At 74.2% G+C, this 24,047-nt stretch carries 1 protein-coding gene; it reads left to right on the plus strand.

Annotation, left to right across the window (positions count from 1 at the left end; translation table 11 throughout):
• Positions 1–73: 73 nt before the first annotated feature.
• Complete coding sequence (locus ABZ464_RS09465) at positions 74–24,046, plus strand: non-ribosomal peptide synthase/polyketide synthase (RefSeq protein WP_359273303.1); 23,973 nt, start codon at positions 74–76, stop codon at positions 24,044–24,046.
• The last annotated feature ends 1 nt before the right edge of the window (position 24,047 follow it).

Here is a 24,047-nt window from a genome sequence, read left to right on the forward strand (position 1 = left end):
GTGACGTCACCGCGGTCGGCGCGGCTCGGCGCGCCCTGCGCACACGCCTGCCCATACTCCTGGAGGTACCCCCATGTCCCGTCGCGACGGCGACTCCCTTCCCCTGACGGCGGCCCAGCGTGAGATCTGGCTCGCCGAGCAGCGCGCGCGGACGGCGCTCGACGCCTACCGCATCGGCGAATACCTCGAGATCCACGGCCCGCTCGACCCCGCTCTCGTCGCGACCGCGCTGCGCCGGGTCGTCGACGAGATCGACGCGCTGCACGTGACCTTCGTCCACGACGGGCAGGAGCCGCGCCAGGTCGTCCGTGCGGCATGGGACTGGGAACCGACCCTGCTCGACCTGAGCGCGGAGTCCGCCCCCCGGGCGGCGGCCCTGGCGTGGATGGCCCGGGACCGGATGCGTCCGCTGGACCTCGCCCGCGATCCGCTCTTCAGCTTCGCGCTGATCAGCCTCTCGCCGGAGCACCACCTCCTGTACCAGAACCACCACCACCTGGTGATGGACGGGTTCGGTCTCTCCCTCGTCCGGCGGCGGATCACACGGATGTACACCGCGCTCGCCGCGGGCACCCCGGTCCCGCCGTCGCCGCTCGGTTCGTTGGACGACCTGCTGCGCAGCGACGCCGACTACCGCGCGTCGGGACAGTACGCCGCCGACCGGTCGTACTGGACGGAGCGGCTCGCCGGCCGGCCGGAACCGACCCACCTCACCGCCCGCGCCCCGCGCGGCGGGAGCGGCCCGCGCGCCGCGGGGGAACCGGCGGAGCTCCGCGTGGACGCGCTGCGAGCGGCGGCGGCGGGGACCGACGCCCACTGGTCCCGGACCCTGATGGCGGCGGCGGCTCTCTACACGCACCGGCTCACCGGAGACCGGGACATGCTGCTCGGTCTTCCCGTCACCGGGCGCGAGGGGGCCGAACGCGCCCTGCTGTCCTGCCCCGGCACGGTGGCCAACGTGGTGCCCCTGCGTCTGTCGGTGCGACCGGACACACGATGGCAGGACCTGGTCGCGGAGGTGGCGGGCGAGGCCGACGCGGCCCTCGCGCACCAGCGCCACCGCAGCGAGGAGCTGTTCCGGGACCAGGGAACTCCCGGTGCCGACGGGGCGGCGTTCCCGCTCGTCGTCAACATCATGGTCTTCGACTCCGCGCCCCGTTTCGCCGGGCATCCCGCCACGCTGCACTATCTGCTGCCGGAACCGATCAGCGGGCTCGCCCTCTGGGTGACGGGCAGGCGGGGCGACGACGAACTCCGGGTCGTGCTCAAGGGCGCGTCCCGGACCTGGAGCGCCGACGAACTCGCCGTCCACCAAAGGCGCCTGGTCGCGCTGCTCGACACCGTCGCGCACTGCGCCCCGCAGGAGCCGGTCGGCCGGATCGGTCTGCTCGCCGCGGACGAGGAGCGTGAGCTGCTGGCGCTGGGCACCGGCCCGGTGGCCGAGGCCTGTGCCGAGAGCCTGCCGGAGGTGTTCCGGGCGCAGGTGCGGGCGACGCCGGACGCGCTCGCCGTGGTGGGGCCGGACGCGTCCCTGACGTATGCGGAGCTGGACGCGCGGGCCAACCGGCTGGCGCACGCCCTGATCGCCCACGGGGCACGGCCGGAGCGGCCGGTGGCCGTGGCTTTGCCGCGCTCGGTGGAGCTGGTGGTGGCGATCCTCGCGGTGCTGAAGGCCGGTGCCGTCTACGTGCCGGTCGATCCGGAGTACCCCGCCGCCCGCATCGGATTCATGCTCGACGACGTCCGGCCGGTCCTGGTGGTGACCGACGCCCGCACCCGGGCCCGGCTTCCCGAGGCCGGTCCCGTCGCGTATCTGGTCGTCGACGCCCCGGAGACGGCGGAGACGGCGGCGCACTGCCCGACAGCGGATCCGGAGGTGGCCGTCGGGCCGGAGCACCCGGCCTACGTCATCTACACCTCCGGCTCCACCGGGCGGCCCAAGGGCGTGGTGGCGACGCACCGCGGGCTGCTCAACCTGTTCGCCGACCAGCGGCAGGCACTGTTCGCGCCCCTGCCCGTGGAACGGCGCCCGCTCCGGGTCGCCCTCACCACGTCGGTCTCGTTCGACGCCTCCTGGAACCAGCTGCTCTGCCTGCTGTCGGGCCACGAGCTGCACGTCCTGGACCACGCGACCTGGGCCGCCCCGGACGCCTTCGTCGACTGCGCCAGGCGCCGTCGCCTCGACTTCCTCGAGGCCACCCCGTCGTACCTGCAGATCCTGGTCGAGCGGGGCCTGCTGGACGATCCGCGGTGGCGTCCGGCGATGGTCGCGGCGGGCGGGGAGGCCGTCCCGGAGCAGCTGTGGGAGCGGCTGCGGGCGGCCGACGGGGTGTCCTGTCTGAACTTCTACGGGCCGTCCGAGTGCACGGTGAACTCGGTCGTCGCGCCGCTGGGGACAAGCCCGCGCCCGGTGATCGGCAGGCCGGTCGGCAACACCCGGTCGTACGTGCTGGACTGCGCGCTGCGGCCGATGCCCGCGGGTGCGGCGGGTGAGCTGTACATCGCGGGCGCGGGTGTGGCACGGGGCTATCTGCACCGCCCGGGGGCGACCGCCGAGCGTTTCGTGGCCGACCCGTTCGGGCCGGCCGGCTCGCGGATGTACCGGACCGGTGACCTGGCGCGGTGGGGATCGGACGGGAATCTGGAGTTCCTCGGCCGCACCGACGACCAGGTCAAGGTCCGGGGCTTCCGCATCGAACTCGGCGAGATCGAGGCCGTACTCGTCGAGCACCCGCAGGTCGCGCAGGCCGCCGCTGTGGTGCGTACCGACGCCGTGGTGCGTACCGACGAGGACGCCCGGCTGGTCGCCTACGTCGTGCCGGTGCCCGGTGCCACGGTGGCCGTGCCCGCGCTGCGCGAACACCTGCGCGAGCGGCTGCCCGAGTACATGGTGCCGGCGGCGTTCATGACGCTGGACGCGCTGCCGCTGACGCCGAACCGCAAGCTCGACCGACGGGCCCTCCCGGCCCCGGAGCAGACCGCGGCTGCCCCGGGCCGCGCGCCGCGCACCGCGACCGAACACCTGCTCGCCGGGTTGTTCGCCGAGGTGCTCGGGGTGGCCGAGGTCGGGCCGGACGACAGCTTCTTCGATCTCGGCGGGCATTCGCTGCTCGCCACCCGGCTGGTCGCCCGCGCCCGGTCGGTGCTGGGCGTGGAACTGAGCCTCGGCGACCTGTTCGACGCGCCGACGGTGGCGGAACTGGCGGCGGCGGTGGACGTCGCGGGCCGGGCGCGGCCCGCGCTGGGGCGGCGCGAGCGGCCCGAGACGGTCCCCCTGTCCTTCGCTCAGCGCCGACTGTGGTTCCTGCACCGCATGGAGGGCCCGAGCGCCACGTACAACATCCCGCTGGCGCTGCGGCTGTCCGGAGAGCTGGACCAGCAGGCCCTGGGAGCCGCCCTGGCGGACGTGGTCGAGCGGCACGAGAGCCTGCGCACCGTCTTCCCGACGGTCGAGGGCGTGCCGTGCCAGCGGGTGCTGGACCTCGACGCGGCACGGCCGCGGCTGCGGGTGACCGAGGCCGGCCCGGGCGACCTGGCCGATCGGCTGGCGGCGGCGGCCCGGCACGGCTTCGAGCTCTCCGAGGAGCCGCCGCTGCACGCCGAGTTGTTCCGGCTGGGAGCCGACGAGCACGTCCTGCTGCTGGTGGTGCATCACATCGCCGGCGACGGCTGGTCGACGGGGCCGCTCGCACGGGACCTCACGGCCGCCTACGCGGCGCGCTGCGAAGGGGCGAAGCCGGAGTGGTCGCCGCTGCCGGTCCAGTACGCCGACTACGCCCTCTGGCAGCGGGAGCTGCTCGGTGACGGCTCCGACCCGGACAGCCTGCTGAGCGGTCAACTGGCCTACTGGAGAGAGAAGTTGGCCGACCTGCCCGGACAGGTCGAGCTGCCGTTCGACCGGCCCCGTCCGGCGGCGATGTCCTACCGGGGCGCCCATCTGCCGGTGCGCATCGACGCGGAGCTCCACCAGGGCCTGCGCTCGCTCGCCCGGGACGGCGGGGCCAGCCTCTTCATGGTGCTCCAGGCCGGACTGGCCGCCCTGCTGGGCAAGCTCGGCGCGGGCACCGACGTCCCGATCGGCACGCCGATCGCCGGACGCACCGACGAGGCCGCGGACGACCTGGTCGGCTTCTTCGTGAACACGCTGGTGCTGCGGACCGACCTGTCCGGCGACCCGTCGTTCACCGAACTGCTGGGCCGGGTGCGCGCCGACGCGCTGGCCGCGTACGCCCATCAGGACGTGCCGTTCGAACACCTCGTGGAGGCCCTGAACCCGGCCCGGTCGCTGGCACACCACCCCCTCTTCCAGACCATGCTCGCGCTGCAGAACGGGCCGCTCGGCACGTTCGACCTGCCGCGGCTGCGCGTGGCGACCGAGCTGGTCCCCACCGGGACGGCCAAGTGCGACCTGACCTTCCTGCTGACCGAACAGCCCGGCGCGCACGGGCTGTCGGGCCTGGTGGAGTACAGCACCGACCTGTTCGACGCGGCCACCGTGGCGGGGATCGTCGACCGCTGGCTGCGGCTCCTGCGCGCCGTGGTGGCCGCCCCCGGCCGGCGCCTCGGGCAGGTGGACGTGCTCTCCGCCGAGGAGCTCCGCGCGCTGCTCCCGGCCGTGTCCGGCCGGAGCGTGGAGTCGCCGCAGACCACCCTCACCGCTCTCTTCGAGCGGCGGGTACGGGCGAACCCGGCGGCGGTCGCCGTGGTGAGCGGCGACGACACGCTGACGTACGGCGAGTTGAACGCTCGCGCCAACCGGCTCGCGCACGCCCTGATCGCCCGGGGCATGGGGCCCGAGCAGCTGGTGGCGCTGGCGCTGCCGCGCTCGGCCGAGCTTGTGGTGGCGGTCCTCGCGGTCCTCAAGACGGGTGCCGCCTACGTACCGGTGGACCCGCAGTACCCCGCCGCCCGGATCGCCTACCTGCTCCAGGACGCCCGGCCGTCGCTGCTCGTGACGACGGGCGGGATCGGCGAACTGCCGGGTGCGCAGTCGGTGGACCGGCTCCTGTGGGACGCCGTCGAGCTGGACGGACTGCCGGACACCGACCCGGACCTCCCCCTCGATCCCGGCCACCCCGCCTATGTCATCCACACCTCCGGGTCGACCGGCGCCCCCAAGGGCGTCGTGGTCCCGCACCGGAACGTGGTGCGGCTGTTCGACGCCACCCGGGAACTGTTCGACTTCTCCGCCGACGACGTCTGGACCCTCTTCCACTCCTACGCCTTCGACTTCTCGGTGTGGGAGCTGTGGGGTCCCCTGCTGCACGGCGGCCGTCTGGTGGTCGTGGACCACGAGACCAGCCGCTCGCCCCGGCGGTTCCTGGAGTTGCTCGCCCGTGAGCGGGTGACGGTGCTCAACCAGACGCCGTCCGCCTTCTACCAGCTGATGCAGGCCGACCGGGACGCCGCCGGGCACGAGCTGTCCGCATTGCGCACGGTCGTCTTCGGCGGCGAGGCGCTGGACCACGCCCGGCTGGCGAGCTGGTACGAACGGCACCCGGACGACGCGCCGCGGCTGGTCAACATGTACGGCATCACCGAGACGACCGTGCATGTGACCCATGCCGCGCTCGACCGGTCCGGCACCGCCACCGGCGTGATCGGCACGGCCCTCCCGGACCTGCGCACGTATGTGCTGGACGCCCATCTGCGGCCGGTGCCCCCGGGCGTGCCCGGCGAGCTGTACGTCGCGGGCGCCGGGTTGGCGCGCGGTTACCTGAACCGGGCGGCGCTGACCGCCGGGCGCTTCGTGGCCGACCCGTTCGGGCCGGCGGGTACCCGCATGTACCGCAGCGGCGACGTCGTACACCGGTGTACGGACGGCAGTCTGCGGTTCGTGGGCCGGGCCGACGACCAGGTGAAGGTGCGCGGTTTCCGGATCGAGCTGGGTGAGATCGAGGCGGCGCTCGCCGCGCACCCCGGCGTGGCCCAGGTCGCCGTCCTGGCACGGCAGGACCGGGCCGACGACACCCGGCTGGTCGCGTACGTGGTGCCCGCGTCGGGCGCGGCCGCGCAGCCGTCCGTCTCCGGGGCCGTACCGCGCCCGGCCGACCTGCGCGCGTACCTGAGGGAGCGACTGCCCGAGCACATGGTGCCGGCCGCGTTCGTCACCCTGGAGAGCCTGCCGCTGACCGCCAACGGCAAGCTGGACCGCCGTGCGCTGCCCGCGCCCGACCTCGCTGCGACGGGCACCGGCCGCGCGCCGCGTACTCCGCAGGAGCAGGTCCTGTGCGAGCTGTTCGCCGAGGTCCTCGGCGTGGCGGAGGCGGGCGTCGAGGACAGCTTCTTCGACCTGGGCGGGCACTCCCTGCTCGCCACCCGTCTGGCCGCCCGGGTCCGCGCGACCCTGGGGGTGGAGCTGGAGCTGCGCACCCTGTTCGAGACCCCGACCCCGGCCGGGGTGGCCTCCGCCCTGACGGGCGCCCGCCGGGCGCAGTCGGCGCTGGTGCCCCGGCCGCGTCCCGAGCGGATCCCGCTGTCGTTCGCGCAGCGGCGGCTCTGGTTCCTGCACCAGTTGGAGGGGACCGGCGCGAACTACCACATCTCCCTGGCGTGGCGGTTGTCCGGGGATCTGGACCGGCGGGCCCTGGAGGGCGCCCTGGCGGACGTGGTGGCCCGGCACGAGACCCTGCGGACCGTGTTCCCCGCGGTGGACGGCGTGCCGTACCAGCAGGTGCTGGACGTCGTGGCCGCCCGCCCGCGGCTGGACGTGGGCCGGACCTCCGAGGCCGGGCTGCCGGATGTGCTGGCGAGGGCGCAGGCCCGGCCGTTCGACCTGGCGGTCGAGGTGCCGCTGCGCGTCGGGCTGTTCGCGCTGTCGCCGGACGAGCATGTGCTCCAGGTGGTGCTCCACCACATCGCGGGGGACGGCTGGTCGCTGGGCCCGCTCGCGCAGGACCTGACCGCCGCCTACGCCGCGCGCCGCCGCGGCGAGGAACCGCGGTGGGCGAAGCTGCCGGTCCAGTACGCGGACTACACCCTGTGGCAGCACGAGCTGCTCGGCGACGCCGCCGACCGGGAGAGCCTGTTCGCCCGCCAGGGGGCCTACTGGACCGGGCAGCTGGCCGGTCTGCCGGAGCAGATCCGGCTGCCCGCCGACCGGCCCCGCCCGGCCGTCGCCTCGCACCGGGGCGGCTTCGTGCACGCCCGGCTGGACGCCGAACTGCACCGCGGTCTGCGCGAGCTCGGCCGGGTGCACGGGACCAGTCTGTTCATGGTGCTTCAGGCCGGGCTGGCCGCGCTGTTGAGCAGGCTCGGCGCGGGCGACGACATCCCGGTCGGCAGCCCGGTCGCCGGCCGCACCGACCAGGCGCTCGACGAGCAGGTCGGCCACTTCGTCAACACCCTGGTGTTCCGTACGGACACCTCGGGCGATCCGACGTTCGCCGAACTGCTGGGCCGGGTGCGGGACACCGCGCTCGCCGGATACGCCCACCAGGACCTGCCGTTCGAGTACCTGGTCGAAGCCCTCAACCCGGTGCGGTCGCTGGCGCACCACCCGCTGTTCCAGGTCATGCTGGTGCTGCAGAACGTTCCGCGGGCCGAGTTCGCCCCGCCCGGGCTGCGCGTCGGCGAGGTGGAGCCGGCCACGACCACGTCCAAGTTCGACCTGGTCTTCTCGCTGTCCGAGCGGCATGCCGGGGACGGTTCCCCGGACGGGATCGACGCGTTCGTCCAGTTCGCGGGCGATCTGTACGATCCGGCCACCGTCGACACGATGGTCGCGCGCTGGCTGCGGCTGCTGCGGGCGGCCGTCGCCGACCCGCGGCAGCGGCTCGGCCGCGTCGATCTGCTCTCCGTCGAGGAGCGCCGCGCGCTGCTGCCCGCCGTCGAGGGCGGCGCGGGCGCCGCGAGCCTGCCGGAGATGTTCGCGGCGCAGGTGGCGGCGACGCCCGGGAACCTCGCTCTGGCCTTCGACGGCATGGAGTTGACGTACCGCCAACTGGACGCACGGGCGAACAGGTTCGCGCATGCGCTGATCGCCCGGGGCGTGGGTCCGGAGCGGATCGTGGCGGTGACCCTGCCGCGGTCGGTGGAGTTCGTGGTGGCCGTCCTGGGCGTCCTGAAGACGGGGGCCGCCTATCTGCCGGTGGATCCGGCGTATCCGGCGTCGCGGATCGCTTTCATGCTGGAGGACGCGCGGCCGACCGTGGTGGTCGACGACCCGGCGATGGTGGCCGACGTGTCCGGGCTGCCGGACACCGATCCCGCCGTCCCCGTGGACACGCGGCACCCGGCGTACGTGATCTACACGTCCGGCTCGACCGGGCGGCCCAAGGGCGTGGTGGTGAGCCACGCGGGCCTGCGGGCCATGGTGGCCGAGCAGGTCGAACGGCTCGGCATCGACGGTGCGAGCCGTGTGCTCCAGTTCGTCTCGACCAGCTTCGACGTCTCACTGTGGGACCTGTGCGGCGCCCTGCTCACCGGTGCCGCCCTGGTGCCGGCGCCCGCGTCCGAGCCGGTCTCCGCGCTCACCGACCCGAGCCTCGCCCTGACCCATGCGACGGTGCCGCCGTCCGTGCTGGCGGCGCTGTCGCCGGACGTGGTGACCGTGCCGACCCTGGCGGTCGCGGGTGAGGCGTGCCCGCCGGAACTGGTGACGCGCTGGGCGCCGGGGCGGCGGATGATCAACGCGTACGGTCCGACGGAGACGACGGTGTGCGCCACGATGAGCGGGCCGCTGTCGCCGGGGTCGGGCGTACCGCCGATCGGCCGTGCCGTCGCCGGCCTCCGGGCGTATGTGCTGGACCGGCGGCTGGGCCTGGTGCCGCCGGGTGTGACCGGGGAGCTGTACCTCGCCGGACCGGGGCTCGCGCGCGGCTACCTGAACCGGCCGGGACTCTCCGCCGGGCGGTTCGTCGCCTGTCCGTACGGCGCGGCGGGTGAACGGATGTACCGCACCGGGGACCTGGTGCACCGACGCGCCGACGGCCAGTTGGAGTACCTCGGCCGGGCCGACGACCAGGTGAAGGTGCGCGGCTTCCGGATCGAACTCGGCGAGATCGAGACGGCGCTGGCCGGACACCCGCAGGTCGGTCAGGTCGCCGTGATCGCCCGCAGGGACCAGGCGGAGGACACCCGCCTGGTCGCCTACCTGGTGCCCGCCCCCGGCGCCGGGCCGCGGCCCGAGGACCTGCGCGCCCATCTGCGCGCATGGCTCCCCGACTACATGGTGCCCGCCGCGTTCGTCGTCCTCGACGCCCTGCCGTTGACCGCCAACGGCAAGCTCGACCGGCACGCCCTGCCCGAGCCCGAGTTCACCGGAGCGCGGGGCGGCAGGGCGCCGCACACCCCGCAGGAGCAGGTGCTGGCCGGGCTGTTCGCCGAGGTGCTGGGCCTGACGCGGGTCGGCGTCGACGACAGCTTCTTCGACCTGGGCGGACACTCCCTGCTGGCCACCCGGCTGGTCGCCCGGGTCCGGGCGACCCTGGACGTGGAGCTGCCGCTGCACACCCTGTTCCGGACGCCGACGGTGGCCGGGCTGGCCGCCGCCCTGGGCGGCGCCGACCGGGCCAGGCTCGCCCTGGAGCGGGCGGAGCGGCCCGGAACGGTACCGCTCTCGTCCGCGCAGCGGCGGCTGTGGTTCCTGCACCAGTTGGAGGGCGCCGGACCGGTCTACAACATGCCGCTGGCGTGGCGGCTCTGCGGGCCGCTGGATCGGGTGGCCCTGGAGCAGGCGCTCGCGGACGTCGTCGACCGGCACGAGAGCCTGCGCACGGTCTTCCCGGCGGCGGATGGCGTGCCGTACCAGCGGGTGCTGGCCCCCGGGGCGGTACGGCCGAAGCTGCGGACCACCCCTGCCGACGAGAAGGACCTGCCGGAGCTGCTGGGGGCGGCCGCGGCGCACGGATTCGATCTCGCGGCCGAACCGCCGCTGCGTGCCGAGCTGTTCGAGGCGGCGCCGGACGAGCACGTGCTGCTGGTGGTGGTCCATCACATCGCCGGTGACGGCTGGTCGCTGGGCCCGCTGTCGACCGACCTGGCCACCGCCTACGCGGCGCGCCGCCGGGGCGAGGAACCGCAGTGGGCGCCGCTGCCCGTGCAGTACGCCGACTACGCCCTGTGGCAGCACCGACTGCTCGGTGACGCGGCCGACCCGGAGAGTCTGTCCGCCCGCCAGGCGGCGTACTGGAAGCGGACGTTGGCGGACCTGCCGGAGCAGATCCGGCTGCCCGCCGACCGGCACCGCCCCTCGGCTCCCTCCTACGCCGGCGGCCATCTCGCGGTCGAGCTGGACCCCGAGCTGCACGCCGGGCTGATCCGCCTGGGCCGGGAACACGGGGCCAGCGCCTACATGGTGCTGCAGGCCGCTCTGGCGGCGCTGCTGGACAGCCTCGGCGCCGGGACTGACATCCCGGTCGGCAGTCTGATCGCCGGCCGGACCGACCAGGCCCTGGACGACCTCGTCGGGTTCTTCGTCAACACCCTGGTGCTGCGCACCGACACCTCGGGCGACCCGACCTTCGCCGAGTTGCTGGCCCGGGTCCGGGAGAACGCGCTGGCCGCGTACGCGCACCAGGACCTGCCGTTCGAGCACCTCGTCGAGGCCCTCAACCCGGCCCGGTCGCTCGCGCGCCAGCCCCTGTTCCAGGTCCTGCTCGCGCTGCAGAACGTGCCCCGCACCGAGTTCGCCCTGCCCGGCCTGCGCACCGAGATCGTGCTGGTGCGGACGCCCACGGCGATGTTCGACCTCTCCATCCATCTGCTGGAGCGCGGCGGCACCGGCGGGCCGGCCGAGGGCATCGTCGGGCGGGTCGAGTACAGCACCGACCTGTTCGACCGTGCCACGGTGGAGGCGCTGGTCGCCCGGTGGCTGCGCCTGCTCGCGTCGGTGGTCGCCGAGCCGGAGCGGCCGCTGAGCCGGATCGACGTCCTCACCGCCGAGGAGCGGCACGACCTGCTGGTCGTACGCAACGCCACCGAGTGCCCGGCTCCGGTCGCCGGACTGCCGTCCCTGTTCGAGGCCCGGGTCCGGGCGACCCCCGAGGCCCCGGCGGTGGTGTTCGAGGACACCGCGCTGACCTACGGCGAGCTGAACCGCAGGGCCAACCGCCTGGCGCACGCGCTGATCGCGCGCGGGGTGGGGCCGGAGCAGGTCGTCGCCCTGCGCCTGCCGCGCTCCGCCGAGCTGGTGGTCGCCGTCCTCGCGGTCCTCAAGACGGGTGCGGCCTACCTGCCGGTCGACCCGGACTACCCGGCCGCCCGGATCGCGTACATGCTTCAGGACGCGCGGCCGGCGGTGGTGCTCGACGACCTCGCGGCCGTCACCCCGGCCGAGGAGCGGCCGGAGCACGATCCGGCCGTCGCCGTGGACCCGCGGCACCCGGCCTACGTCATCTACACCTCGGGCTCCACCGGCCGGCCCAAGGCCGTGGTGATGCCCGCCGCCGGGCTGCTGAACCTGCTGGCCTGGCACCACCGGGCCGTCGGTGGCGAACCCGGCACGCGGACCGCGCAGTTCACCGCGATCGGCTTCGACGTCTCGGTGCAGGAGACGCTCTCCGCGCTGCTGTACGGCAAGACCCTCGTGGTGCCGACCGAGGAGCAGCGCCGCAGCGCCGAGCTGTTCGCCCACTGGCTGGACCGGCACGGGGTCCAGGAGCTGTTCGCGCCCAATCTGGTGGTCGAGGCGCTGGCCGAGGCCGCCGAGGAGGCGGGCCTCGAGCTGCCGGCCCTGCGGCTGGTCGCGCAGGCCGGCGAGGCGATGCGGCTGGGCGGTGCCGTACGCCGCTTCCAGACCCGGCGGCCGGGGAGGGCGCTGCACAACCACTACGGCCCCGCCGAGACCCATGTGATCACCGCCTACCCGCTGCCGGGCGACCCCGCGGACTGCCCGCTGCCGGTGCCGATCGGCCGGCCGATCGCCAACTGTCAGGTGTACGTGCTGGACGCGGCCCTGCGGCCGGTCGCCCCGGGTGTGACGGGTGAGCTGTACCTCGCCGGGACGGGACTCGCCCGCGGGTACCTGAACCGGCCCGGGCTCACCGCCTCGCGGTTCGTCGCCAACCCGTACGGTCCGGTCGGCGCGCGGATGTACCGCACCGGTGACCTGGTCCGCTGGCGCGCCGACGGCGAGCTGGAGTTCGGGGGCCGGGTGGACCACCAGGTGAAGGTCCGCGGGTTCCGGATCGAGCCGGGTGAGATCGAGGCCGAGCTGACCGCGCACCCGGGCGTCGCCCAGGTCGCGGTGCTCGCCCGGACCGAACGGGCGGACCGGACGGACCGGCCGGACCTGGCGCACCGTGCGGGCGAGACCCGGATCGTCGCGTACGTGGTGCCGACGGCCGGGACCGGGGCGACGGCCGCAGGGCTGACGGCGTATCTGCGCGACCGCCTGCCCGACTACCTGGTGCCGTCGGCGTTCGTGCTGCTGGACGCGCTGCCGCTGACGCCGAACGGGAAGCTGGACCGGACGGCGCTGCCCGCGCCCGGGCCGGGCGCGGCCGGGAGCGGCCGTGCGCCGCGCACGCCGCAGGAGGACATCCTGTGCGAGCTGTTCGCCGAGGTGCTGGGCGCGCCGCGGGTCGGGGTGGACGACGACTTCTTCGACCTGGGCGGGCACTCCCTGCTCGCCACCCGGCTGGTCTCGCGGGTCCGGGCGTCCCTCGGCGTGGAGCTGGAGCTGCGCGGTCTGTTCCGTACGCCGACGCCCGCCGGGCTCGCGGCCGGGCTGAACCACGCCGGCGCCGCGCGGCCGGCCCTGGTTCCCCGGGCGCGCCGCGAGCCCATGCCGCTGTCGTTCGCGCAGCGCCGGCTCTGGTTCCTCCAGGAGTTCGGGACGCCGAGCGCCACCTACCACATGCCGCTCGCCCTGCGCCTGTCCGGCGATCTGGACCGGGCAGCGCTGCATGCCGCGCTCACCGACGTGGTGGCCCGGCACGAGACCCTGCGCACGGTCTTCCCGCACACCGGCGGCGTTCCGCACCAGCGGGTACTGGAGGCCGCCGAGGTCGCGGTACCGCTGGCCGTGCGCGCGGCCGGCGAGGCGGAGCTTCCGGCGCTGCTGCGCGAGACGGCGGTACGGGCCTTCGACCTGACCTCGGAACTGCCCCTGCGGGCCGAGCTGTTCGAGGTCGGGCGGCAGGAGCACGTGCTGCTGATGGTGATGCACCACATCGCCGGCGACGGCTGGTCGATGGGCCCGCTGGCCCGCGACCTCGCCGCGGCCTACGCCGTCCGGCGAAGCGGCGGGGCGCCGCAATGGCCGCCGCTTCCGGTGTCGTACGGCGACTACACGCTGTGGCAGCACGAGATCCTCGGCGACGAGCACGACGCGAACAGCGCGTTCGCGCGCCAGGTCGCCCACTGGACCGAGGCGCTGGCCGGGTTGCCCGACCAGCTGCACCTGCCCGTCGACCGGCCGCGTCCGGCCGTCATGTCGTACCGCGGCGACCTGCTGGACGTCCGGATCGACGCCGAACTGCACGCCGCCCTGGTGGAGTTGGCGCGGCGTACCGGCACCAGTCTGTTCATGGTGCTCCAGGCGGCGCTGGCCGCGCTGTACACGCGGTTGGGCGCGGGGACGGACATCCCGATCGGCAGCCCGATCGCGGGACGCACGGACGAGGCACTGGACGACCTCGTCGGGTTCTTCGTGAACACCCTGGTGCTGCGCACGGACACGAGCGGTGACCCGAGCTTCGCCGAACTGCTCGCCCGCGTCCGCGAGACCGCACTGTCCGCCTACGCCCACCAGGACGTGCCGTTCGAGCACCTGGTGGAGGTGCTCAACCCCTCCCGGTCGCTCTCCCACCACCCGCTGTTCCAGACCGGACTGGTCGTGCAGAACGCGCCGGGCGGCGACTTCGAGCTGCCCGGCCTAAGGGCCACCGGGATGGCCGTGGCCACCGGGACCTCCCGGCTCGACCTCACGTTCGGCCTGGCGGAGCAGCACGGGTCGGACGGTGCGCCGGCCGGTCTGAGCGGTGCCGTCGAGTACAGCGCCGACCTGTTCGACCGCTCGACGGTGGAGGCCCTGTTCGCCCGCTGGACCAGGCTGCTGGCCGCGGTCACGGCCGCTCCGGACCGGCCGATCGGCGGTATCGACCTGCTGTCCGACGAGGAGCGCCGCGCGCTGCTGCCCGCTCCCGACAGCGGGGCCGCCACCGCGAGCCTGCCGGAGATGTTCGCGGCGCAGGTGTCGGCGACGCCGGATGCGGTCGCGCTCGTCTGCGGCGATCGCGAGCTGACGTACGGGCAGTTGAACGCCCGGGCGAACAGGTTCGCGCACGCACTGATCGCGCGGGGCGTGGGTCCGGAGCAGGTCGTGGCGGTGGCCCTGCCGCGCTCGGTGGAGTCCGTGGTCGCCGTCCTGGGCGTGCTCAAAGCCGGGGCCGCGTACCTGCCGGTCGATCCGTCGTACCCCACGTCACGGATCGCGTACATGCTGGACGACGCCCGGCCCACGGTGGTCATCGACGACCCGGCGACGGTGGACGAGGGCGACCAGCTGCCGGACACCGATCCGAAGATCGCCCTCGACGTCCGGCACCCCGCCTACGTGATCTACACCTCGGGCTCCACCGGCCGGCCCAAGGGCGTCGTCGTGAGCCACACCGGCGTGTCCGGCCTGGTGGCGGCGCAGGTGGAGCGGCTCGACGTGGCGGCGGGCAGCCGGGTGCTGCAGTGCGCCTCGCCCAGCTTCGACGCGTCGTTCTGGGACCTGTGCAGTGCCCTGCTCACCGGTGCCGCCCTCGTCCTGGCCCCTTCCGAGGCCCCGTTGGAGGCCCTGACGGACCGCCGGCTGGACGTCACCCATGTGACGCTGCCGCCCTCGGCCCTGGCCGCACTCGACGGCGCCGACGTCACGGCCGCCACCCTGGTGGTGGCGGGTGAGGCGTGCTCGCCGGAGCTGGTGGCCCGGTGGGCTGCCGGACGCCGGCTGATCAACGCGTACGGTCCGACGGAGACCACGGTGTGCGCGACGATGAGCGACCCGCTGTCCCCGGGATCCGGCGTGCCGCCGATCGGCCGACCGGTGGCGGGTTTCCGGGCCTACGTGCTGGACGAGCGGCTGCGGATCGTGCCGCCCGGTGTGGTCGGGGAGTTGTACGTCGCGGGTCCCGGGCTGGCACGCGGGTACCTGAACCGGCCGGCACTGACGGCCGGGCGGTTCGTCGCCTGCCCGTTCGCAACCGACGGCGAGCGCATGTACCGCACCGGCGACCTGGTGCGCCGGCGCGCCGACGGCGGGCTGGAGTACGTCGGCCGCGCCGACCAGCAGGTCAAGGTGCGCGGCTTCCGCATCGAACTCGGCGAGATCGAAGCGGCCCTCGCCGAACACCCCGCCGTCGCACAGGCCGCCGTCCTCGCACAGGACGACCGGCTCGTCGGCTTTGTGGCGGCGCGTCCGGACTCGGTCGTCCGTCCGGCGGAGCTGACGGCATATCTGCGCGACCGCCTGCCGGACTACCTGGTGCCGTCGGCGTTCGTGCTGCTGGACGCGTTGCCGCTGACGCCGAACGGGAAGCTGGACCGGGCGGCGCTGCCCTCGCCCGAGTCGGTGGCCGCGGAATCGACGGGCCGGGCACCGCGCACGCCGCAGGAGCAGATCCTGTGCGAGCTGTTCGCCGAGGTGCTGGGCGTGGCCCGGGTCGGGGTCGACGACGGCTTCTTCGACCTGGGCGGGCACTCCCTGCTCGCCACCCGGCTGGTCGCACGGATCCGCTCGGTGCTGGGCGTGGAGCTGGGGCTGCGGGCGCTCTTCCAGGCGCCCACCGCGGCGGGCCTGGCCGAGGCGTTGGCCGAGGCAGGCCGCGCCCGCCCGGCGCTCATGGCGCACACCCGGCCGGAAGCGGTACCGCTGTCCTTCGCCCAGCGCCGGCTCTGGTTCCTGCACCGCATGGACGGCTCCGCCGCGACGTACCACATCCCGCTGGCGCTCCGGCTGACCGGGACGCTCGACGGCACGGCTCTGGACGAGGCGCTCGCCGACGTGGTGGCCCGGCACGAGAGCCTGCGGACGGTGTTCCCGGAGGTCGACGGGGTGCCGTGCCAGCGTGTCCTGGCCCCTGGCGCGGCCCGTCCCCGGGTGCGGTCGACCGAGGTGTCGGGGGCCGAACTGCCGCAGCTGCTCGCCGAGTTCGCCCGACTGCCCTTCGATCTTGCGGCGGAACCGCCGTTGCGGGCGGAGCTGTTCGAGGTCGGGCCGCAGGAGCACGTGCTGCTGATGGTGATGCACCACATCGCCGGCGACGGCTGGTCCACCGGTCCGCTGGCCCGCGATCTGGCCGAGGCGTATGCCGCCCGGTGCGAGGGTCGCCCGCCGAACTGGCCGGTCCTGCCGGTGCAGTACGCCGACTACACGCTGTGGCAGCGCGATCTGCTCGGGGACGCCACCGACCCGGAGAGCCGGTTCGCCGAGCAACTCGGCTACTGGGAGCAGCAGTTGTCCGGCATGCCGGAGCTGCTCCAGCTGCCCGCCGACCGGTCGCGGCCGGCCGTCGCCCGCTGGCACGGAGACCACGTCGGCCTGGAGTTGAACGCCGAACTGCACGCCGCCCTGGTGGAGTTGGCGCGGCGCACCGGCACCAGTCTGTTCATGGTCCTCCAGGCGGCGCTGGCCGCGCTGTACACGCGGTTGGGCGCGGGGACGGACATCCCGATCGGCAGCCCGATCGCGGGACGCACGGACGAGGCACTCGACGACCTCGTCGGGTTCTTCGTGAACACCCTGGTCCTGCGCACGGACACGAGCGGTGACCCGAGCTTCGCCGAACTGCTCGCCCGCGTCCGCGAGACCGCACTGTCGGCCTACGCCCACCAGGATGTGCCCTTCGAGCACCTGGTGGAGGCGCTCAACCCCTCCCGGTCGCTCTCCCACCACCCGCTGTTCCAGACCGTCCTGGCCGTGCAGAACGCTCCGATGGGCCGCTTCTCCCTGCCCGGCCTGGACGTCGCCACCTACGCGGTGGCGACCGGAACCGCCAAGTTCGACCTGGGGGTGAACCTCGCCGAACAGTTCGGGGCGGACGGAAGCCCGGCCGGGATCGTCGGCGCGGTGGAGTACGCCACCGACCTGTTCGACCGGGACACGGTCGCCACTCTCGCCCGGCGCTGGACGCTCCTGCTGGAGGCGGTCACCGCCGACCCGGAGCAGCCGATCGGGGGGATCGAACTCCTCGACGGCGAGGAGCGGCGCCGGCTCCTGGAGTGCGGCGACGCGACCGCCCGTGAGGTGGACGCCGTACCCGTGCCGCAGGCGTTCGCGGCGCAGGTGGCGGCGACACCGGATGCGGTCGCGCTCGTCTACGGCGATGTCGAGCTGACGTACGGGCAGTTGAACGCCCGGGCGAACAGGTTCGCGCACGCACTGATCGCGCGGGGCGTGGGTCCGGAGCAGGTCGTGGCGGTGGCCCTGCCGCGCTCGGTGGAGTCCGTGGTCGCCGTCCTCGGCGTACTCAAAGCCGGGGCCGCGTACCTGCCCGTCGATCCGTCGTACCCCACGTCACGGATCGCGTACATGCTGGACGACGCCCGGCCCACGGTGGTCATCGACGACCCGGCGACGGTGGACGAGGGCGACCAGCTGCCGGACACCGATCCCAAGATCGCCCTCGACGTACGCCACCCCGCCTACGTGATCTACACCTCGGGCTCCACCGGCCGGCCCAAGGGCGTCGTGGTGAGCCACACCGGCGTGGCGAGTCTGGTCGCCGCCCAGATCGAGCGGTTCGGGATCGAACCCGACAGCCGGGTGCTCCAGTTCGCCTCGCCCAGCTTCGACGCCTCGGTGTCGGAGGTCTTCACCGCCCTGCTGCGCGGCGCGACCCTGGTGCTTCCCCCCGTGGCCGAGCCGGTCGCCGCGCTGACCGACCCCGAGCTTGCGGTCACCCATGTGACCGTGCCCCCGTCCGTCCTGGCCGCCCTGCCGGAGGACACGGTGACCGTGTCGACGCTGGTGGTGGCGGGTGAGGCGTGCTCGCCGGAGCTGGTGGCCCGGTGGGCTGCCGGACGCCGGCTGATCAACGCGTACGGTCCGACGGAGACCACGGTGTGCGCGACGATGAGCGACCCGCTGTCCCCGGGATCCGGCGTGCCGCCGATCGGGCGACCGATCGCCAACGCCCGGGTGTACGTCCTGGACGAGCGGATGCGGCTGGTGCCGCCCGGTGTGGTCGGGGAGTTGTACGTCGCGGGTCCCGGGCTGGCACGCGGGTACCTGAACCGGCCGGGGCTCACGGCCGGGCGGTTCGTCGCCTGCCCGTTCGCAACCGACGGCGAGCGCATGTACCGCACCGGCGACCTGGTGCGATGGCGCGCCGACGGCGAGCTGGAGTACGTCGGCCGCGCCGACCAGCAGGTCAAGGTGCGCGGCTTCCGCATCGAACTCGGCGAGATCGAATCGGCCCTCGCCGAGCACCCCGCCGTCGCGCAGGCCGCCGTCCTCGCACAGGACGACCGGCTCGTCGGCTATGTCGTCCCCCAACGGGAGACGGTCCGGGACAGCGGTCTCGAAGCGGATCACGTGGGTGAGTGGCGGGACATCTACGACGCCCTGCCCATCGTTCCCGGGGAAGCCGCCTTCGGCCAGAACTTCGTCGGCTGGAACAGCAGTTACGACACGAGCCCGATCCCGGTGGAGCAGATGCGGGAGTGGCGGGACGCCACCGTGGCGCGCATCCTGGCCCTGCGCCCGCGCCGGGTGCTGGAGGTCGGCGTCGGCACCGGCCTGCTCCTCTCGCAGATCGCACCGCACTGCGAGGCCTACTGGGCGACGGACTTCTCCGCCACCGCGGTCGAATCGCTGGCCGCCCAAGTGGCGCGGGAGGACCGCCTGGCCGGGCGGGTGGTGGTGCAGACCCGCCCGGCGCACGACACCGACGGGCTGCCGGCCGGGCGGTTCGACACCATCGTGCTGAACTCGGTGGTGCAGTACTTCCCGTCCGCGGACTATCTCGCGGAGGTGATCGACCGGCTGATGCGGCTGCTCGCCCCCGGCGGTGCGCTCTTCGTCGGCGACGTCCGCAACCTGCGGCTGCTGCGGCCGCTGGCCACGGCCGTCCAGCTGCACCGGGCCGCCGACGGCGCCGACCTGCCCTCGGTGCGGCGGGCCGTGGAGCAAGCCGTCCTGGTGGAGAAGGAACTCCTGGTCGACCCGGACTTCTTCACCGTCCTGCGCGACCGCGGCACCGTCGGCGCCGTGGCCGTGGAGGTCAAGCGCGGCCGGCACCACAACGAGCTCACCCGCTACCGCTACGACGTCACCCTGCGCCCGCAGCCGGCCGTCCCGACGTCACCGCCCACGCCGCGGGAGGTGACGTGGGGCCGTGAGGTCGCCGACCTCACGGAACTGCGCGAGCTGCTCGCCCGGCACGGCGCGGACCCGGTGCGCGTCACCGGCGTGCCGAACCGGCGCGTCGCCCGCGAGGCGGCCCTGGCCCGGGCGGTGCGCGACGGGGAGGGCACGCTCCCCGACCTGCTGGACCGGCTGCACGCCCCGGACGGCGGCGACCTGCCCGACCCGGAGGACCTGCGTGAGCTCGGCGACGAACTCGGCCGCCGGGTGGACATCACCTGGTCGGCCGTCGCGCCGGACGCCCTGGACGTCGTCGTCGGCGGCGCACCGGGGGACGCCCCGGTCGAGGTCTACCGGCCGTCGCGGCGGTCCGGCACCGCATTGTCCTCGCTCACCAACCGCCCGACCGGAGGGCGCACCTCGGGCGCCCTCGTCGCCGAACTCCGCGACCGGCTGCGCGACCGGCTGCCCGACCACCTCGTACCGTCGGCCTTCGTCGTGCTGGACGCACTGCCGCTGACCGCCGGCGGCAAGGTCGACCGCCGCGCTCTGCCCGCCCCCGATCTCGGGACGGCCGTGGGTGGGCGGGCGCCGCGCACCCCGCAGGAACAACTGCTCGCCGATCTCTTCGCCGATGTGCTGGGGCTGCCCGGAGTCGGCGTCGACGACAGCTTCTTCGACCTCGGCGGGCACTCCCTGCTGGCGACCCGTCTGGCGGCCCGGGTCCGGGCGGCCTTCGGCGCGGAGCTCGAAGTGCGCACGCTCTTCGAGCACCCGACCGTGGCCGCCCTGGCGGCCCGGCTCGACGGCTCGGTCACGGAGCGGCCCGCGCTGACCGCCCGTCCGCGCCCCGAGCGGGTCCCGCTGTCCTTCGCCCAGCAACGCCTGTGGTTCCTGCACCGCATGGACGGGCCGAGCGCCACCTACAACATGCCGCTCGCGCTGCGGCTGGACGGCGACCTGGACCGGGCGGCGCTGCACGCCGCGCTCGCCGACGTGGTCGCCCGGCACGAGAGCCTGCGGACGGTCCTGCGCGAGGCGGACGGCGTGCCGTACCAGCTCGTGCTGAGCGCCGACGAGGCCCGCCCCGGGCTGCCGGTCGTCGAGCTGGACGACGAGCGGCTGCCCGGCCGGCTGGCCGAGGGGGCCCGGCGCGGTTTCGACCTGGCCGCCGAGCCGCCGCTCCGCGCGGAGCTCCTCACGCTCGCCGCCGACCGGCATGTGCTGCTGCTGGTGGTGCACCACATCGCGGCCGACGGGTGGTCGATGGGCCCGCTCTCCCACGACCTGGCGACCGCCTACGCGGCCCGCTGCCGGGGCGAGGAACCGCCGTGGGCCCCGCTGCCGGTGCAGTACGCCGACTACACCCGGTGGCAACGCGATCTGCTGGGCGACGCCGGCGATCCGGACAGCCTGTTCGCCCGGCAACTCGCCTACTGGAGCGAGGAGCTGACCGGGCTGCCGCAGCAGCTGCAACTCCCCGCGGACCGGCCCCGGCCGGCCGTGGCCTCCCAGCTGGGCGGCCGGCACGCGGTCCGGCTGGACGCCGAACTCCACCAGGCACTGCGGGACCTGGCCACCGCGCGGGGCGCCAGTATGTTCATGGTGCTCCAGGCGGGCCTCGCCGCCCTGCTCACCCGGCTCGGCGCCGGCACCGACATCCCGATCGGCAGCCCCATCGCCGGGCGCACCGACCAGGCCCTGGACGACCTCGTCGGGTTCATGGTCAACACCCTGGTGCTGCGCACCGACTCGAGCGGCGACCCCGGCTTCGCCGAACTGCTCGGCCGGGTACGGCAGAAGGCGCTGTCGGCATACGCCCACCAGGACGTGCCGTTCGAGTACCTGGTCGAGGTGGTCAACCCGGCCCGCTCGCTGTCGCACCACCCGCTGTTCCAGATCATGCTGGCCCTGCAGAACGCGCCGTTGGGCGAGTTCACGCTGCCGGGGCTGTCGACCGGCCATCTGGAGGCGCCGACCGGCACCGCGCGGGTCGATCTGACGTTCAGTCTGGCCGAGCAGTACCGCCCGGACGGCGGCCTCGACGGCATGGTCGGTGCGGTGGAGTACGCCACCGATCTGTTCGACCCGGCCACCGTGGAGCTGCTGTTCGCCCGCTGGGCGCGGTTGCTGCGCGCGGTGGTCGCCGACCCCGACCTGCCGATCAGCCGGATCGACATCCTGTCCGGCGAGGAACGCCACCGGCTGCTGTACGCGTTCAACGACACCGTCACCGAGCTGCCCGAGGCGGCGTTGCCGGAGCTGTTCGCCCGTCAGGTGCGCGCCACCCCGGACGCGGTGGCCGTCGTGTCGGGCGGCACCGAGCTGACGTACCGGGAACTCGACCTGCGGGCCAACCGCCTCGCACGGGCGCTGATCCGCCAGGGCGTGGTGCCGGAGGCGCCGGTCGCGGTGCTGCTGGAGCGTTCGGCGGAGCTGGTGGTGGCGATGCTGGCGGTCGTCAAGGCGGGCGGCGCCTATGTGCCCCTCGACGCACGGTTCCCGCAGTCCCGCATCGATCTGATCCTCCAGGAGTCCGGGGCCGCGCTGGTGCTCACCGAGGACGTGCTGACCGCGCTGATCGAGGCCGAGCCCGACGCGTCCGATCCCGAAGTACCTTGCGAACCGGGTCAGTTGGCGTACGTGATGTACACCTCCGGTTCGACCGGCCGGCCGAAGGGCGTGGCGGTCACCCACCGCGACGTGGTGGCCCTCGCCCTGACTCCCTGCTGGCACGACGGCGGGCACGAGCGGGTGCTGATGCACTCCCCCACCGCGTTCGACCTCTCGACGTACGAGCAGTGGGTGCCGCTGCTCGGCGGCGGCCGGGTCGTGGTCGCACCGCCCGGACGGCTCGATCTCGATCTGCTGCAGCAGGCGGTCGCCGAGCATCGGGTGACCGGACTGTGGCTGACGGCCGGCCTGTTCCGCCTGGTCGCGGAGGAGCGGCCCGGCCTGCTCGCCGGGGTCCGCGAGGTGTGGACCGGCGGTGACGTGGTGTCCCCGGCCGCCGTCGCCCGGGTGCAGGCGGCCTGCCCCGGTATCGAGGTGGTCAACGGCTACGGGCCCACCGAGGCCACGACCCTGGCCACCTGCCACCCGGTGCGCCCCCTGCCCGAGCACGCCGCGACCGTGCCGATCGGCCGGCCGATGGCGAACATGCGCGCCTATGTGCTCGACGCCGGGCTGCGGCCGGTGCCGCCGGGCGTGGTCGGCGAGCTGTACCTCGCGGGGGCGGGTGTGGCCCGGGGTTACGTCGGCCGGCCCGGCCTGACGGTGCAGCGGTTCACCGCCGACCCGTACGGTCCGGCCGGGAGCCGGATGTACCGCACGGGCGACCTGGCGTGGTGGCTGGCCGACGGCACCCTGGAGTTCGCCGGACGGACCGATCACCAGGTCAAACTGCGTGGCCTCAGGATCGAGCCCGGCGAGATCGAGGCGGTGCTCGCGAGTTGCCCGGGCGTCGCCCAGGCGGCCGTCGTCGCCCGCGAGGACCGGCCGGGCGACAAGCGGCTCGTCGCCTACCTGGTGTCCGCCGGCGAGGGTGCGCCCGAGGCGGGCGAGCTGTCCGAGCGGCTGCGCCGCGAACTGCCGGAGTACATGGTGCCGTCGGCGTTCGTCACCGTGGACGTGCTGCCGTTGACCGCCAACGGCAAGCTGGACCGGGCCGCCCTGCCGGCCCCCGACTACGGCGCGCCGGGCGCCGGGCGCGGCCCCCGCACGCCGCAGGAGCAGCTGCTGTGCGACCTGTTCGCCAAGGTCCTCGGCCGGGAACAGGTGCGCATCGACGACAACTTCTTCGATCTCGGCGGCCACTCGCTGCTGGCCGCCCGCCTGGTGTCCCGCGTCCGCGAGACGCTCGGCATCGAGGTGGGCCTGCGCACGCTGTTCGAAGCGCCGACCGTGGCCGGGCTGACGGAACGCCTGGTGATGAACGATCCCGACGACGCGCTGGACGTGGTGCTGCCGCTGCGTACGACCGGGAGCCGGACACCGCTGTTCTGCATCCACCCCGGCGGCGGCATCAGCTGGTCGTACAGCGGGCTCCTCAACCACATCGGTGCCGAGTACCCGGTCTACGCGATCCAGGCGCGCGGCCTCGCCCGCCCCGAACCCCGGCCGACGTCCTACGAGGAGATGGCGGCCGACTACGCCGGCCAGATCCGCAAGATCCAGCCCGAGGGCCCGTATCTGCTGCTCGGCTGGTCCGCCGGCGGGCTGATCGCCCACGCGATCGCCTGCGAGCTGCAGGCGCAGGGCGAACGGACCGCGCTGCTGGCGATCCTCGACGCCTACCCGGTGAAGGACGTGCGGTTCGAGGAGATGCCCGTGCCCACCGAGCGGGACGTGCTCGTCGGCGTGCTCGACTGCGACCCGGACGAACTGGGCGACCGGCCGCTCACCTACGGCGATGTCGCCGAGATCCTGCGGGAGCGGGGCAGCGCGCTGGCCGGCCTGACCGGGCGGCAGATCGAGCTCGTCGTCGAGATCATGATCAACAACGCGCGGCTCGCGGTCGACTTCGTCCCCGGCAGGTTCGACGGTGACCTGCTGCTGTTCAACTCCACGATCGCGCGGGGCGAGGACAACGCCGGGCCCGGGATCTGGCGCCCGTACATCGCCGGCCGTATCGCGTCGCACCAGATCACCACCCGGCACGACCGGATGACCCAAGCCGGCTCGCTGGCCCAGATCGGACCGATCCTGGCCGCCGCGCTCGCCGAGGCCACCGGTGACACCCCAACCCTCGACCAGCCGACCCTCGACCAGTCAACCCTCGACCAGCCATCCCTCAATCCGGAGGACTGAT

Origin of the sequence: Streptomyces sp. NPDC005820, from assembly GCF_040630255.1 — a bacterium.
Classification (GTDB): Bacteria; Actinomycetota; Actinomycetes; order Streptomycetales; family Streptomycetaceae; genus Streptomyces.

What these genes read in the sequence shown, in the direction of transcription:
- ABZ464_RS09465 (WP_359273303.1), top strand. Translation starts at nt 74, where the DNA reads ATGTCCCGTCGCGACGGCGACTCCCTTCCCCTGACGGCGGCCCAGCGT.